Origin of the sequence: Faecousia sp. (assembly GCF_048519415.1) — a bacterium.
Taxonomy (GTDB): domain Bacteria; phylum Bacillota; class Clostridia; order Oscillospirales; family Oscillospiraceae; genus JAZOXB01.
This window is the reverse complement of sequence record NZ_DBFZUT010000064.1, coordinates 1-14649: the sequence shown is the minus strand read 5'-3', so window position 1 is coordinate 14649 and position 14649 is coordinate 1. Positions and strand designations below refer to the sequence as shown.

The following is a 14649-nucleotide window of genomic DNA, read 5'->3' as shown; positions in this document are numbered from 1 at the left end:
CAGCAGGAAGCCCCTGCTGCGGGCGGTTTGCATTTGACAGAGAACTCCCAGTCGTGTCATTCCGAGGAGCGAAGCGACGTGGGAATCTCAGGGAAAATGCTTCACAGGCATTCCGGACTGTTGAAAAACCAGTCCAGCCCCAAATTTTGGAGGGAAGGATCGTGTGAAAGGAAACCGTCAGGGTTTCCTTTCGCGTCAAATAACCCGCCGCAGCGGCAGAATTGCAAAATCATGATACAAAAATTGATTTTGCAATTTGGAAAGCAGCTTGGCGAAAAAGTTCAAAGGGACTTCTTTACCAAGCTGACCCAGGGAAAACGCTCCGGGCTTCGTGTACAAAAAGCCTCGCAGAGTTCGTCGCCCGCAGGCGGCGAAAAAAGTGAGATCATTTTCTCCGGCGGCGTGTACGTCGGAGAAAATACCGCTCAGCCCGCCAGTGTGCGAATCGCCCGTCTTTGACGGGCGATTCGTGCGCGCAGCGGACTGAGATCCCATTGTTGAAAAAGTCCTTTGGACTTCTTCAACAGCTCAATAGGCAACGCCCCAGTAGATCATCTTCTTGGCAGGCTTGCCGCAGATGGCGCAGGTGTCGGCGAGGTGCTGCTGCGCAAACGGGATGCAGCGGCTCGTCATACCGGCCTCCTCCTTCATGCGGATCTCGCAGGCCTCGTCGCCGCACCACATCGTGCGGATGAAGCCGCCGTGCTCCTGCTGCAGGCGCTTGGCCTCCTCGAGCGTGAAGGCATCGTAGATATTCTCGTCAAGGTTGCGCTTTGCCTTGGCATACATGCCGTCGTGCACGGCATCCATGAGCGTGTTGGCGGATTCGACCAGGGAGTCGAGCGAGACGAAGCTCTTTTCGCCGTTGTCGCGGCGGACGAGCACGCACTGGTTCTGCTCGATGTCCTTCGGGCCGAGCTCCAGACGGAGCGGCACGCCCTTCATCTCATATTCCGCAAACTTCCAGCCGGGGCTCTGCTCGGACTCGTCGAGCTTCACGCGAAGGCCGGCCGCGCGCAGCGTCTCGGCGACGGCGCGTGCCTTCTCGAGCACGCCCTCCTTGTGCATGGCGATCGGGATGATGACGATCTGCACCGGCGCGATCTTCGGCGGCAGGACGAGGCCGCTGTTGTCGCCGTGGGTCATGATGATGCCGCCGATCAGACGCGTGGAGACGCCCCAGGACGTCTGGAAGGGGTTGACCTTCTGGTTGTTCTTATCCGTATAGAAAATGTCGAACGCCTTGGCAAAGCCGTCGCCGAAGAAGTGGGACGTGCCCGCCTGCAGGGCCTTGCGGTCGTGCATCATGCACTCGATCGTATAGGTCGCCTCGGCGCCGTTGAACTTTTCCTTGTCGGTTTTCTGGCCGCGCGTGACTGGCATGGCCAGCACGTTCTCGCAGAAGTCGGCATACACATTGAGCATGCGCTCTGTCTCCTCGCGGGCCTCCTCGGCCGTGGCGTGCATGGTGTGTCCCTCCTGCCAGAGGAACTCGCGGTGGCGCAGGAACGGACGGCTCGTCTTTTCCCAGCGCAGCACGCTGCACCACTGGTTGTACATCTTCGGCAGATCGCGCCAGGAGTGGATGATGTCGTGGAAGTGCTCGCAGAACAGCGTCTCGGACGTCGGGCGGATACAGTAGCGCTCCTCGAGCTTCTCACTGCCGCCCATCGTGACCCACGCGCACTCCGGCGCGAAGCCCTCGACGTGGTCCTTTTCCTTCTGCAGCAGGGATTCCGGGATCAGCATCGGCATATAGACGTTCTCTGCGCCGGTCTTCTTGAATTCCGCATCCATCAGACGCTGGATATTTTCCCAAATGGCATAGCCGTACGGACGGTAGATAAACATGCCCTTGATCGAGGAATAGTCGATCAGCTCTGCCTTTTTGCAGACATCCGTGTACCACTGGGCAAAATCGACCTCCATATCGGTGATCTGTTCAACTTTCTTTTCTTTGGCCATAGCCTGCCTCATCCTTTCGAAGCTGCCGCAGCGCGCCGGAAGACGCCGTTGCGCAGCGATACCAATATACCATAATAATTTAACCCATTTTCACACGCCTGTCAAGCCTCAGCATACTATGGAGCAGGATTCTTTCCCCGAAGGAGGCCGTTTCCCTTGCGACTCACCATTGACCTTGACGCGGCGGCCGCCGCCTTCTATACCCGTGTGGCGGAGAGCGCCCGGCTCCCGCTGGAGACCGTTGTGGCAGACGCCCTGTTCAAGCTGGCGGGCGAGCTTTCCCTCGAAGCGCTCCGCAAGCCCTGACCGCCGTCCCGTTCCCGGATATCACGATTCGGGAACGGGGCATTTTTTTCCACCTTTTGGGGCGGTTTTTCGCGGTTTTTGTTCCCTTGCCGGATATGGCCGGGATTGTTTTTTCCATGGCAGAATGCTATAATATCCGGGATCACAGAAATATGGAGGGATCCCGGATGAAATCGATCCGCGACGTTTATAAGATCGGCAAGGGGCCGTCCAGCTCCCACACCATGGGGCCGGAGCGCGCCGCCAGACTTTTCCTGAGCAAATATCCCGACGCGGAGACCTACCGTGTCGTGCTTTACGGTTCGCTGTCCAAGACGGGGCGCGGCCACGGCACGGACCGCGTGCTCTATGAAGTGCTCGGCCGCGAACGGACGGAGGTCGTCTTCTCAGAGGAGACGCCGCACAGCCTGCCGCACCCGAACACGCTGGACTTCTTTGCCTGCCGCGAAGGCAAGCCCTACGCCACCATGCGCGTGGCCTCCATCGGCGGCGGTGACATCCGCATCGAGGGGCAGGATGCGCCGCAGGAGCAGGATGAGGTCTATCCCGAAAATTCCTTTGCGGAGATCGCGCAGTTCTGCCGCTGGCGCTACATCTCGCTGAGCGAATATGTGGAGCTGAACGAGGGCCCCGGCATCTGGGACTTTCTCGCGGAGGTCTGGCAGACGATGAAGCAGGCCATTGCCGACGGTCTGGCCGCCGAGGGCACGCTGCCGGGCGGCCTGAACGTGGAGCGCAAGGCCAAGCGCCTCTATGCGCAGAGCAAGGAGAATGAGCGCCCGCAGGTGCGCGAGCTGCGCATCGTGTGTGCCTATGCCTTTGCCGTTTCGGAACAGAACGCCGACAACGGCACCATCGTCACCGCGCCGACCTGCGGCTCCGCAGGTGTGCTGCCCGCCGTGCTGCTGTACATGCAGAGAACGCACAATATCCCAGATGCGCAGGTCCTGCGCGCGCTGGCCGTCGCCGGCCTGTTCGGCGCTCTCGTCAAGCGCAACGGCTCCATCTCCGGCGCGGAATGCGGCTGTCAGGCAGAGATCGGCACGGCCTGCTCCATGGCCGCCGCCGCACTGTGCGCTCTGATGGGTCTGAGCATCGAGGAGACGGAATACGCCGCCGAGATCGCCATGGAGCACCATCTCGGCCTGACGTGCGACCCGATCTGCGGCCTTGTCCAGATCCCGTGTATCGAGCGCAACGCCGTGGCTGCCAAGCGCGCCATGGACGCCTTCAACCTGTCCGGCCTGCTGTGCGGCTCGCGCAACATCAGCTTCGACATGGTCGTGCGCACGATGAAGGAGACCGGCCTGCACATCAGCGCAAAATACCGCGAGACCTCCGAAGGCGGCCTTGCAAAGCTCTATGACCGCCGCGCCGCGAATTGATATTTGGACAAAAACAGCTTGAGAGAGCCGTACTCGTCTGCTATAATAGGTGCAAAACATACTCGAAACAAGAGGAGAGATCAGCATCCATGAAACTTGGTATCGTCGGACTGCCGAACGTCGGCAAGTCCACGCTGTTCAACGCGATCACAAATGCGGGCATTCCCGCCGATAACTACGCCTTCTGCACCATCGATCCGAACGTCGGCGTCGTAGCCGTGCCGGATGTGCGTCTGGAGTGGCTGCGCGACCTGCATCAGCCGAAGAAATTCACGCCCGCCACGATCGAATTCGTCGACATTGCAGGCCTTGTCAAGGGCGCGTCCAAGGGTGAGGGCCTCGGCAACAAGTTCCTTTCGAACATCCGCACGACGGACGCCATCATCCACGTCGTGCGCTGCTTTGACGACCCGAACGTCACCCATGTCGAGGGCAGCACAGACCCGCTGCGCGACATCGACATCATCAATCTCGAGCTCATCCTCGCCGACGCCGAAATGTGCGAGCGCCGCATGGACAAGGCCCAGAAGGCCGCCAAGGGCGGCGACAAGCGCTTCCTGCGCGAGGCGGAGGTCTTCTCTGCCCTGCTCGAGCATCTGAATGAGGGCAAGCTTGCCCGCACGTTCGAATGCTCCGACGACGACCGCGCCCTCATCGCCACGTCTGACCTGCTGACGCTCAAGCGGACGATCTATGCCGCGAACGTCTCGGAGGACGCCGTGAACGATCCGGAGTCCGTGCCGTACTTCCAGCAGGTCAAGAAGCTGGCCGACGAGGAGGGCTCCCTTGCCCTGCCGATCTGCGCCAAGCTGGAGGCGGACATCGCCGAGCTGGACGACCCGGACGAAAAGGCCATGTTCATGGAAGAGCTGGGCCTGAAGCAGTCCGGCCTCGACCGTCTGATCCAGGCGAGCTATGAGCTGCTCGGCCTCATCTCGTTCCTGACGGCCGGCAGCGACGAATGCCGTGCCTGGACGATCAAAAAGGGCACCCGCGCCCCGCAGGCCGCCGGTAAGATCCACAGTGACTTTGAGCGCGGCTTCATCCGCGCGGAGGTCATCGCCTTCGACGATCTGAAGGCCTGCGGCACCATGGCAGCCGCAAAGGCAAAGGGCCTTGTCCGCAGCGAGGGCAAGGAGTATGTCATGAAGGACGGCGACATCGTCAACTTCCTCTTCAACGTTTAAGTCCCGTATAAAACGGACCGAGTCGGTATCTCCGACCCGGTCCGTTTTTTATATACTTACTCCGCAAGCGGATAGGCGAACGTCTCGACCTGTGCGATGTCCGCAGATTTGACCTCCGGCGGGAGCATCTCGCTGCTCATGCCGAACGTCTTCTCCGCGCCGGCCTCGAGCGGGCTGTCCAGCACGGTATAGACCACGCCGAGCGGCTTTTCCGACTCGTCGAGCAGCACGGCCGCCACGCAGACGAGTCTGCCCTGCTCCGCCGTGTCGTTGCGGATACGGCCCGTCAGCTCCACGCCGCCGTAGACGGAATCCTTCAGATTGACATCCGAGACGGCATAGCGCACGCCGCTCTGCTCCGCCGCGCGGATGGATGCTGCGAGGGCGTCGCCGTCATACTGCACGGCAAGCTCGCCCGTCTGGGCCGTATCGACAGTGAACTCATCATAATACCAGCCCTTTTCGCCCGGCTCGATCGTCTGCGGATAAGCGGAGACGCCCTTGCGGACGGCAAGTTCCGTTCCGTCCGGCGTGCAGACCGTCCAGTCCGCTGCGCCGAGCGTCAGCGGCTCCGAGCCGGTGTTTGTGACCTCGGCCAGCAGCTGTACCCACACCTCGCCGGAGCCGTGCGTGTCGGCCTGCGCGTGGGCATAGGTCACAGTGAACGGGCCTTTCTCCTCGGGCTGCGACGGCTCCGTGGCAGGCTCGGTCTGCGAAGGCTCCGTCGGGGCCTCGGTCGCCGGTTCGGTCGGAGCCTGCGTGGCAGGCTCGGTCGGGGACGGCTCCGTGGGGGAAACGCCCTTCGAGCACGCCGCGAGCAGAAGCAGGCTCAGCGCCAGCAGAACCGCAAATATCCGTTTCATAGGTTTGTTCTCCTTTGTCCATGGTTTCTAACAGGGTATCCCCTGCGCTATTCTTCTTGCCCTATTTGACGAAACGGATGCGGAAATGTTCCGCATCCGTTTTGAAATAAGTACTCAGCTGAAAATTTCGGAGGGAAGAAAAGTGTGAAAGGAAACCGTCAGGGTGTCCTTTCGCGTTCCATCACCCGCCGCAGCGGCAAAATTGCAAAATAATACTACAAAATTCTATTTTGCAATTTTGGAAGGCAGCTTGGCGGAAAGGCCCGAAGGGACTTTTCGTCAAGCTGAACGGATGCGGGATTGTTCCACATCCGTTTTGAAAAAAGTACTCAGCCGAAATGCTCCGCCTCCGCTGTTTATTCGTCGATGATGCTCCAGTGCGGGCGCGTGATGCGCTCGAACGTGGCATCCGAGAGGATGGGCCGCGCCAGCCGCGCCGCCGTGTCGTCCGCGATGCGGCCGGTCTGCGCGACCTCGCGCCCCGCCTGCGCCGCATCGGCCAGATAGGTGCTGACCTGCCGGCGGCAGGCATCGATGGCGAACAGCTCGCCCTGCGGGCAGAAGATTGCCTGATAGCCGGGCGCATACTCGGCATAGGCCGTTCGTACCGCCGCATACAGGCGCTCAATGCCCGTGTGCCAGCAGGTGGAGATGAGCACCAGGCGCTTTTCGAGCATGGCGGGGTCGCGCAGCTCGTGCACGGCCCGGCTGCTCCAGCCATAGGCCTTCGTATAGGGCAGGCAGCGGTCCGTCAGCGTCTTGAGCGTGCCGGGAATGCCGTAAAAATACAGCGGGAAGCTCTCGACGACGACATCAGCCGCCGCAATGGCCGCATAGACCCGATCCATGTCGTCGCGCTGCACGCAGCGGCCGGGCGTTTTCGTCCAGCAGCCGAGGCAGCCCGTGCAGGGCCGGATGTTCAGACGGCGCAGCTCGAGCAGCTCCGTCTGCGTCCCCTCCGGGAAGCCGGAGAGAAACGCGCGGGTGATGGCCATGGTGTGGCTCTGCTCGCCCTTCGGGCTGGCGTTGAGGACGAGGACTCTCATGCGTAGATGGAATCCTGCGCCACGGCCGTAAACATCAGCTCGCCCTTGGCGCGCACGCCGCCGTCGCAGGAGATCGTCACGTCGAACGTGTAGACTCCCGCGCCGCCGCGCACCATCTCGGCATGGATCTCCAGCCGGTCTCCGGGCACAACGGGACGGACGAATTTGAAATCGCGCACCTTCAGCAGCACATAGACCTTGCTGTCGTCGCTGCCGTCTGCCTCGATGACGAGGGAGCACAGCTGCGCGGCGCTCTCGATGAGCAGGACGCCCGGCATGATGGGCAGGCCGGGCATATGGCCCTGAAAATACGGCTCGTTGACGGAAACACACTTGATGCCGTCGGCGCTCTTGCCGGGCTCCAGCGCCGTCACGCGTTCGATCATCTGGAACGGCGGGCGCTGACGGATGCGCGCATTGATCTCCAGCAGATTCACAGGCTCAGCCCTCCATCGAGGATGAGCGTCTGGCCGGTCAGGTAGGACAGCGTCGGGTCGCACAGGGTGCAGACGGCGTCGCCGACCTCTTCCGGCTTGGCAAAGCGGCCCATCGGCACGGACTTGAGATAGCCCTCGCGCTGCTCCTGCGGGATATGGTCGAGCATCTCCGTCTCGACGAAGCCGGGGGCGACGGCGTTGACGCGGATGCCGTAGGGCGCAAGCTCCTTGGCGAGCGTCGCCGTGAGCGCATTGACCGCGCCCTTCGTCGCGCTGTAGACGCTCTGGCCGGGAATGGCCAGCACGGAGCTGACGGAGGAGATGTTGACGATCACGCCGGACTTCTTCTTGAACATCTTGAGCGCCGCCTGCTGCGCGCAGTGGAAATAGCCCTTGATATTGATATCGAGGCTGCGGGTCAGGGAATCCTCCGTGAGCATCATGAGATAGCGGTCGTCCACGACGCCCGCATTGTTCACTAGGACATCGAGGCCGCCCATTTCGCGCACGACGGTGCGGAACATATCCTTGACCTCCGGCAGCTCTGCCGTGTTGGCGCGGACGGCCAGACTGCGCACGCCTAGCGCCTCGATCTCCGCGACGACCGCCTGCGCGGCAGCCTCGTTCGAGACATAGTTCACCGCGACATCATAGCCGCGTTTGGCAAGCGCCAGCGCGCAGGCTCTGCCGATGCCGCGCGACGCGCCGGTCACAAGTGCAATGCTCATGCTTCTTTCCTCCCAACGATCACGCAGCTGATGCTGCCGGTCCAGCCGGTGGCCAGCGCAGCAGCCATGCGGCACTCGCCGGACGACACAGCGCGGCAGGCCTCTGCCAACGCCAGAGCGGCGGAGGCCGCGCGGGCGTCGCCGGTGCGGGCCTTCATCTCCTGTGCGGTGAACAGACGGTCGACGGCGGTCAGGCCCGCGTCCTGCAGGGCCCCTGCCAGCGTGCGGTCGACCTGCTCCTGCGCAGGCTCCGAGCCGTAGCGGGCCGCCTGATGCGTCCCGGCATAGCCGAGAATTTCGGCGTAGATCCTTGCGCCGCGCGCCTGTGCGGCAGCGGCATCCTCGAGGAGCATCGTCACGCAGCCCTCGCCGACGACATGGCCGGGCAGCGGCAGGTGCGAATAGACCTCGGTGATATTTTCGGAATTTTCGTCCGTTCCGGCGGCAAGTACGGCGTCGACCGCGCCGGAGCGCAGCTCATCGCAGGCACAGATGACGCTCTGCAGGCCCGCCTGCGTGCCGTTGGCGATCGTGGCGCAGAAGCCCTTCAGACCGGTAAAAATGGACAGGTAGCCACCCGCCGCGTTATACACGGTATGCGGGAAGCTGAAGGCGCTGCCCGCTGCCGGGCCCTTTTCGCAGACGGTCTTCTGGAACGACGTGATCTCGGCCATGGGGCCGTCTGCCGTGCCGATCGTACTGCCGACGCGGGAGGCGTTGTCCGCATCGATGGTGAAGCCCGCGTCGCGCAGGGCGTCCACGCCGCTGAGGACCTGCATCTGGCTGAAACGGTCGAGCTTGCGGTAGAAGCCGAGCTTCACATCGCGCGCGCCGAAATCCTCCGGCGTCAGCTCGCGCTGAACGCTCGCCGTGCCGTCCGCCTCGGACAGCAGCTCGCCGATGCCCGTCACGCAGATGCGGCGCTTGCCGGTCTGCTCCGCCGGGTGCGGCTTTTTCGAGAAAATGATGCTGGCGTTCGTGCCGCCGAATGCGAACGAGTTCGACATGACGTTCTCCAGCTCGCGCTCGCGAGCGACGTTCACGACGCAGTCGAGGTTCCCGGCCTTTTCGGCCAGCGGAGCCAGATCCTCCGGGGCATAGCCCGTCGTCGGAAGAACCGTGTTCTCCGTCAGCGCCTTGACGCTGAGGACAGCTTCGATCGCGCCCGCCGCGCCGAGGCAGTGGCCCGTCATGGACTTCGTCGAGCTGACGGACGGAGCCGCGCCCTCGAAAAGCGTGTGCAGCGACAGGAACTCCGCCGCGTCGTTCTTGGCCGTGCCGGTGCCGTGGGCGTTGATGTAGCCGATGTCGCCCGCTTCCGTTCCGGCGTTGACCATGGCGCGGTGCAGCGCGGCCATCTGCCCCTCGCCCTGCGGCTGCGGCGCAGTGATGTGGAAGGCATCAGAGCTGACGCCCCAGCCCGCCACCTCGCAGTAGATCTTTGCGCCGCGGCGGACGGCGTGCTCATACTCCTCCACGACCAGAACACCGGCGCCCTCGCCGAGGGAGATGCCGTTGCTGTGGTTCAGCGGAGAGCAGGGGCCGGCCGAGAGCGCATGCAGCGCATTGAAGCCCGCATAGGCAAGGGATGAGAACGCATCCGTGCCGCCCGCGAGAAAAATTTCGCCGCGGCCGAGGCGGATGAGGTCGCACGCATACGAAACGCTCATCGTGCCCGCCGCGCAGGCGTTGACGATGTTCGCCGTTTCGCCGTTCGCGCCGAGCGCGAAGGCAGTGTTCGCCGCAATGGCGGAGGCGGACATCTTCAGAACATCCTGCTCCTCCGTGCGGCCCTGCAGCAGGCCGGTGTAATAGTGGTCGATGCTCGCAGCGCCGCCGACGCAGCTGCCAAGGATGACACCCGCCTCGCGGACGGCGCTGTCCGTCAGCCTGCCGTCGCGCACGGCCTCGTGGGCCGCATGCAGGCAAAGGCGGACGGAGCGGTCATATTCGGGCGCGGGGAGGTCCTCACAGTGCACCTCCGCTCCCACATGGGAGACGCAGCCCTCCGTCGAGACGGACTTGACCTCGTCGATCCCGGTTTTTCCGGCGCAGATATTCTGCCAGCAGGTATCCACGTCGTTACCGGCGGCACAGATCAGGCCAAGGCCGGTGATGACACAACGCTTTTCCATTTACTGCTCCACATGCTCCTCGACATAGGAAGCCAGCGCGTTGATGGTCTGGAAGTGCTCGCGGTCCACGCCGGTCATGTCGACGCCGAACAGGTCGTCGATGCCGGAAATGATCTCGAGGGAGTCAACGGAGTCCAGGCCGATGTCGCCGCCGAACAGCTCGGCATCGTCGTCCAGCATGTTTTCGGGGATGCGCAGGTTCTCGCTGATCATGTTCTTGATCTTCTCTGCAATTTCAGTCTTCGTCATGGTGATCTATCTCCTTATGATTCAAAAATTACATGGTATTTATGGTACTCCGAAATTGTCCGGAATATCTCAATGTTCCGTGAAGCGGACGATGCTGCCGTTTTCCTCATACACGCCGATGCGGCGGTAGCGGCGGTAGCGCTGCTCGAGCAGCTCCTCCGGCGAAAGGGCGCACAGCTCGTCGAGGTCCATCGTGAGCTGCACCGTCATGGCGGCGCACATCTGCGGGAAATCGGCGAAATTCTCCGGGATGATCTCCTCGGCCACATGCAGGTCGACCATATCGGCCGCCGTGATGTGCAGGCACTGCGCGGCATCCGCCACGCGGCCGGAGTCCTTCCAGAGGATGCTGGCACAGCCCTCCGGCGAAATGACGGAGTAAACGGCGTTTTCCAGCATATACACGCGGTCGGCCGCAGCCAGCGCCAGCGCGCCGCCGCTGCCGCCCTCGCCGATGACGACGGAGACGACCGGCGTGCGCAGGCCCATCATTTCCAGAATGTTCTCGGCGATGGCCTCGCCCTGCCCGCGCTCCTCGGCCTCCGCGCCGCAGTAGGCGCCGAGCGTGTCGACGAGGCAGATAACGGGGCGGTGGAATTTTTCGGCCTGCTTCATCAGGCGCAGGGCCTTGCGGTAGCCCTCCGGCATGGGGCAGCCGAAGTGGTTGCGCATGCGGCTGTCGAGGTCCGCGCCCTTGTCGATGGCGATATAGGTCACGGGACGGCCGCTGAGCGTGCCGATGCCGGAAATGATGGCCGGGTCCTCGCCGAAGCGGCGGTCGCCGCACAGGTCGAGGCGGTTTTCAAACAGCGCGGCAACATAGGCCGCGCCCGTCGGACGCCCGGCGTGCCGGGCCTCTTTCAAGCGTTCAAAAGCATTCATTTTCGCTCATCCTCCGTGCAGATAGAGCAGGTTACCCAGCGTGACCGGCAGAGCGCGCCGCTCGATCACCGCGTCGACAAAGCCATGCTCGCGCAGGAACTCCGCGCGTTGGAAATTGCCGGGCAGCTGCGAGCCGGTCGTCTGCTCCACGACGCGGCGGCCGGCAAAGCCGATGAGCGCGTTCGGCTCGGCGAGAATGATATCCGCCTGCATGGCGAACGAAGCCGTCACGCCGCCGGTCGTCGGATCGGTCAGCACGGCGATGTACAGAAGTCCCGCCTCGCTGTGGCGCTTGACCGCGCCGGAGCACTTGGCCATCTGCATGAGGGACACGACGCCCTCCTGCATCCGCGCGCCGCCGGAGGCCGTGAAGCCGATGACAGGCAGGCGCTGGGCCAGTGCGAACTCAAACAGGCGGGTGATCTTCTCGCCCACGGCAGAGCCCATGGAGGCCATGATAAAGCTGGAATCCATGACGAACGTCGCGCAGAACATGCCGCCGATGGCGGCCGTTCCGCACAGGACCGCCTCGTTCTCGCCCGTCGTTTTGCGGGCCTTTTCCAGCTTTTCGGCATAACCGGGGAAGCTCAGAAAATCGACGCTCGTCACATCGGCATCCAGCTCCTGGAAGCTCCCGGCATCGAACGTGTGCGTGATGCGCTCCCGCGCATTCATACGGAAATACGCGCCGCAGGCCGGGCAGATCATCGCGCCCTGCTCCACGGCCGTGCGGCCGCTCTCCATTTTGCACTTTGGGCAGACGTGCGTCTGCGGCACCGGGCGCGCCGGAGGCGCGGGGGGCAGCTCCGTGCGGCTCTGCGTATATTCGCGGATCAGGTCGCGGAGCAGCACAGCATTCCCTCCTCCTGCAGCTTTGCCAGACCGGCAAGGCTGTCGACCGCAAAGCTGCGGCATTCCGGCAGATTCTTGCGCACGAGCTTGCACAGCACCATGCCCGCGCCGCACTCGACAAACGTGTCAAAGCCCTGCTCGTTCAGATGGCGCAGCGTCTCCTTCCAGCGGACCGGATGGTTGATCTGCTGCGTGAGCAGCTCGCGGACATTCTCGCCGTAGGGCTCGGCCGTGCGGTTGGCATAGGCCGGAAGCGTGGGCTTCTGCAGGGGCGTGTCCGCGAGGATCGCGCCGAACTCCGCCGAAGCGGGGTCCATATACGGCGAGTGGAAGCCGCCGCTGACATTCAGCGGCATGCTGCGGCCGCCTGCGGCCGCGACATCGGCATACAGGCGCTCCAGCTCATCCCGGTCGCCCGAGACGGCGATCTGCCCGTCGCAGTTGTAATTGACCGGCCAGACATGGTCATAGGCGGCGCAGAGGCGCTCGACCGTCTCGTCCGGCAGCTTGACAATGGCCGCCATGGAGGCGTTGACATTTTTCCCGGCCCGCGCCATGCTTGCGCCGCGCGCGCAGGCAAGGCGGAAGCCCGTCATGCCGTCATAGGCCCCGGCAAAGGCCAGCGCAGGGATCTCGCCGAGCGAGAAGCCCGCAACAGCCTCCGGCTGCAGGCCGCTGTCGCGCAGGGCGTAGGCGGCGGCAAGATCGGCCAGGTACAGGCAGGGCTGCGTGTTTTCGGTCTGGCGCAGCTCGTCATCGCTCCCGGCGAACATCTGCTGCAGCGTGCCGGGGCGAAGCTCCTCCGCAGCGTCAAACAACGCGCGGACGGAGGCAAAATGTTCATAGAATTCCTTCCCCATGCCGGCGCGCTGCGCGCCCTGCCCGGAGAACAGAAAAGCGGTCTTTCCCATAGTCGACCCTCATTTCTCGACAGTTTTCGTTTGTAGCCACTATAGCAAAACCCCATTGCTTTCGCAATGTGCATTCCCTGAAAGCTGCGCTATTTTCATACGCCGCCGTCGAAATGTCCAAAGAAATATCCTGTTACAGTTTCATCCCGAGCTGTCACTTCGCGTCGGGTGCAATATTTAACACGTCGATCTGACAGCACTGCATCGCAGAGAGCGCATTGCGGTGGGTCTCGGGCGTCACGCCCGCGCAGCAGGCCGCATCCACGGAAACGGGAAGCTCCGGGCAGAAGGCCTTGCACAGCAGGGCGTTCGAAATGACGCAGATATCCGTGCACAGGCCGACGAGCTCCACGCGGTCGATTTCGCCCGCCGCGAAGCGGCTGCGCACCAGCTCGCCGAGGGCAGTGGAGCCGAACGTCGGCTTTTCGATCCGCCCTGCCTCCGCCCGGACGGTCAGGCCGTCGGCCAGCGCGTGGCCCCAGGTGCCGCGGATGCAGTGCGGCACGGGCAGCCTCTTGCCCTCCTGCGTGGCAAGGTAGTCCTCGCCGTGGGTGTCGAGTGTATAGACGACGGCATCCGCCGCTGCGATCTTCGCATTCACATGCGGCACGATCGCCTGCGCCTCCGCCGTGCCCAGCGCACCGGTCACGAAGTCATTCTGCATATCGACTACGATAAGTAAGGTCATTTTGTCTCTTCCTTTCCGTATCCGGCCGTCAGACCGAAAAATTCCAGAACCGCACCTAGGAATGCCGCCAATCCGGCATTTCCGGCGTTGTACAGCTCGTGCTTTTCGTCGGGGAATTCCAGCAGCCGCCCCTGCGGCAGGCGCGCGGCCAACAGGCGCTGCTCCCGCAGGCTGACCTGCGTGTCCCGCCCGGCGCTGCACACCAGGACCGGGACCTGCACCCTGCGGCAGGCGCGCGGGCTGAGGACCCGGCTGCGCAGGGCAAGCGATTCATAGACCCAGCGGTTCGACGCGCCCATCGTCTGATAGGCAGGACACTCTGCGCGGCAGTCCATGGCGGCGCGGAAACGGGCGCGGCTCGTGCAGCCGCTGCACGAAAATTCGGCGTTGGGATCATAAGCGCCGGAAAACAGCGGGCTTTTCTCCCGCTCGCCCCGCCGCAGCAGCATGCGCGCACAGCCGAGCGCCAGCCAGTGCGGCGCGCGGCCCGTCTGCGGGCAGAGCATGGGCGAGCACAAAACGGCGCGTGCAGCACAGTCCGGCCGCTCCTGCAGAAGGCGCGCGGCCACGCCGCCGCCCATGGAGTGGCCGAACAGCAGCGGCCGCTCCGGGACGATATCCCGCAGGAAGCAGGCTATATCGCGTACATAGTCCTCGAACCGGTCGACATGCACGATGCCGCCCTGCCCGTGGCCGCGCAGCACCGGCAGCCAGACCGTGCAGCCCGCCTGCCGGAGATAGCGGCACAGCTCCCGGTATTTTTCCGGGAACTCCGTGAACCCGTGCAGGAGGACCACATGGGCACGCGGCCGGTCTGCGTGCACGGCCTGCCACGGCAGCTCCGTGCCGTCAAAGCCGCGATAGGTCCCCGCCGTGCGGTGCGGCTCCATCTCCCGCTCCGCCTCCCGGAGCCATGCGCCCAACGCCGCCTCCGGCGCGAGCGCAAACGGAAGCTCCCCCATAGCTGCGCCCTCTTTCTTTCTTCTTCCCATCACAGGATTTCTTATTATAGCAC

At 63.5% G+C, this 14649-nt stretch carries 16 protein-coding genes; 4 read left to right on the top strand and 12 right to left on the bottom strand.

Annotated elements, in window-relative coordinates; all coding sequences use genetic code 11:
• Nucleotides 1–459: hypothetical protein (locus ACMKFF_RS06775; protein ID WP_419496463.1), on the top strand; the 459-nt coding region annotated here is incomplete at its 5' end.
• Nucleotides 460–528: 69 nt separating this feature from the next.
• Here ACMKFF_RS06775 and proS read toward each other — a convergent pair.
• Entirely contained in the window at nt 529–1965 is a 1437-nt protein-coding gene (gene proS / locus ACMKFF_RS06770) for a proline--tRNA ligase (RefSeq protein ID WP_367927385.1), read from the bottom strand.
• A gap of 156 nt (nt 1966–2121) precedes the next feature.
• Here proS and ACMKFF_RS06765 point away from each other — a divergent pair, with 156 nt between their 5' ends.
• The 3 genes from ACMKFF_RS06765 to ychF all read left to right on the top strand — a co-directional run bounded on the left by ACMKFF_RS06765 (nt 2122) and on the right by ychF (nt 4843).
• Nucleotides 2122–2271, top strand: coding sequence for a hypothetical protein (locus ACMKFF_RS06765; RefSeq protein ID WP_349134830.1), 150 nt, complete (start codon nt 2122–2124; stop codon nt 2269–2271).
• Between the two features lie 167 nt (nt 2272–2438).
• Nucleotides 2439–3656 carry an L-serine ammonia-lyase, iron-sulfur-dependent, subunit alpha gene (locus tag ACMKFF_RS06760; protein WP_419496462.1) on the top strand — a complete coding sequence of 406 codons (1218 nt, stop codon included), beginning with the start codon at nt 2439–2441 and terminating at the stop codon, nt 3654–3656.
• Between the two features lie 89 nt (nt 3657–3745).
• Nucleotides 3746–4843, top strand: coding sequence for a redox-regulated ATPase YchF (gene ychF / locus ACMKFF_RS06755; RefSeq protein ID WP_418487078.1), 1098 nt, complete (start codon nt 3746–3748; stop codon nt 4841–4843).
• A 56-nt stretch (nt 4844–4899) separates the two neighbouring features.
• Here ychF and ACMKFF_RS06750 read toward each other — a convergent pair whose 3' ends face one another.
• The 11 genes from ACMKFF_RS06750 to ACMKFF_RS06700 all read right to left on the bottom strand — a co-directional run bounded on the left by ACMKFF_RS06750 (nt 4900) and on the right by ACMKFF_RS06700 (nt 14596).
• Nucleotides 4900–5706 carry a hypothetical protein gene (locus tag ACMKFF_RS06750; protein ID WP_418487079.1) on the bottom strand — a complete coding sequence of 269 codons (807 nt, stop codon included), beginning with the start codon at nt 5704–5706 and terminating at the stop codon, nt 4900–4902.
• Between the two features lie 356 nt (nt 5707–6062).
• Entirely contained in the window at nt 6063–6752 is a 690-nt protein-coding gene (locus tag ACMKFF_RS06745) for a flavodoxin family protein (protein WP_419496461.1), read from the bottom strand.
• The gene (gene fabZ / locus ACMKFF_RS06740; protein WP_367927389.1) at nt 6749–7189 is read right to left on the bottom strand and encodes a 3-hydroxyacyl-ACP dehydratase FabZ; all 441 of its coding nucleotides are present in this window, start codon (nt 7187–7189) and stop codon (nt 6749–6751) included. Before fabZ ends, ACMKFF_RS06745 begins: the two co-directional genes overlap by 4 nt.
• On the bottom strand, nt 7186–7917 hold the full coding sequence (locus tag ACMKFF_RS06735) for an SDR family NAD(P)-dependent oxidoreductase (protein ID WP_349136791.1): 732 nt from the start codon (nt 7915–7917) through the stop codon (nt 7186–7188). The genes fabZ and ACMKFF_RS06735 overlap by 4 nt, the downstream gene beginning before the upstream one ends.
• Nucleotides 7914–10052 (bottom strand): beta-ketoacyl synthase N-terminal-like domain-containing protein, encoded by a 2139-nt coding sequence (locus ACMKFF_RS06730; RefSeq protein WP_419496460.1) that lies wholly within the window; start codon nt 10050–10052, stop codon nt 7914–7916. Before ACMKFF_RS06730 ends, ACMKFF_RS06735 begins: the two co-directional genes overlap by 4 nt.
• Nucleotides 10053–10301 carry an acyl carrier protein gene (locus tag ACMKFF_RS06725; protein ID WP_367927391.1) on the bottom strand — a complete coding sequence of 83 codons (249 nt, stop codon included), beginning with the start codon at nt 10299–10301 and terminating at the stop codon, nt 10053–10055.
• Nucleotides 10302–10370: 69 nt separating this feature from the next.
• Entirely contained in the window at nt 10371–11183 is an 813-nt protein-coding gene (accA, locus tag ACMKFF_RS06720) for a carboxyltransferase subunit alpha (protein WP_419496459.1), read from the bottom strand.
• 6 nt (nt 11184–11189) lie between these two features.
• Entirely contained in the window at nt 11190–12035 is an 846-nt protein-coding gene (gene accD, locus ACMKFF_RS06715) for an acetyl-CoA carboxylase, carboxyltransferase subunit beta (RefSeq protein WP_418468997.1), read from the bottom strand.
• Nucleotides 12017–12946, bottom strand: a complete 930-nt coding sequence (locus tag ACMKFF_RS06710) for an ACP S-malonyltransferase (RefSeq protein ID WP_367927394.1) — start codon at nt 12944–12946, stop codon at nt 12017–12019. Before ACMKFF_RS06710 ends, accD begins: the two co-directional genes overlap by 19 nt.
• A 154-nt stretch (nt 12947–13100) precedes the next feature.
• Nucleotides 13101–13634: a cysteine hydrolase family protein gene (locus ACMKFF_RS06705; protein WP_419496458.1), complete on the bottom strand. Its 534-nt coding sequence runs from the start codon at nt 13632–13634 to the stop codon at nt 13101–13103.
• Nucleotides 13631–14596, bottom strand: a complete 966-nt coding sequence (locus tag ACMKFF_RS06700; RefSeq protein ID WP_419496457.1) for an alpha/beta fold hydrolase — start codon at nt 14594–14596, stop codon at nt 13631–13633. The genes ACMKFF_RS06705 and ACMKFF_RS06700 overlap by 4 nt, the downstream gene beginning before the upstream one ends.
• Between the last annotated feature and the right edge of the window lie 53 nt (nt 14597–14649).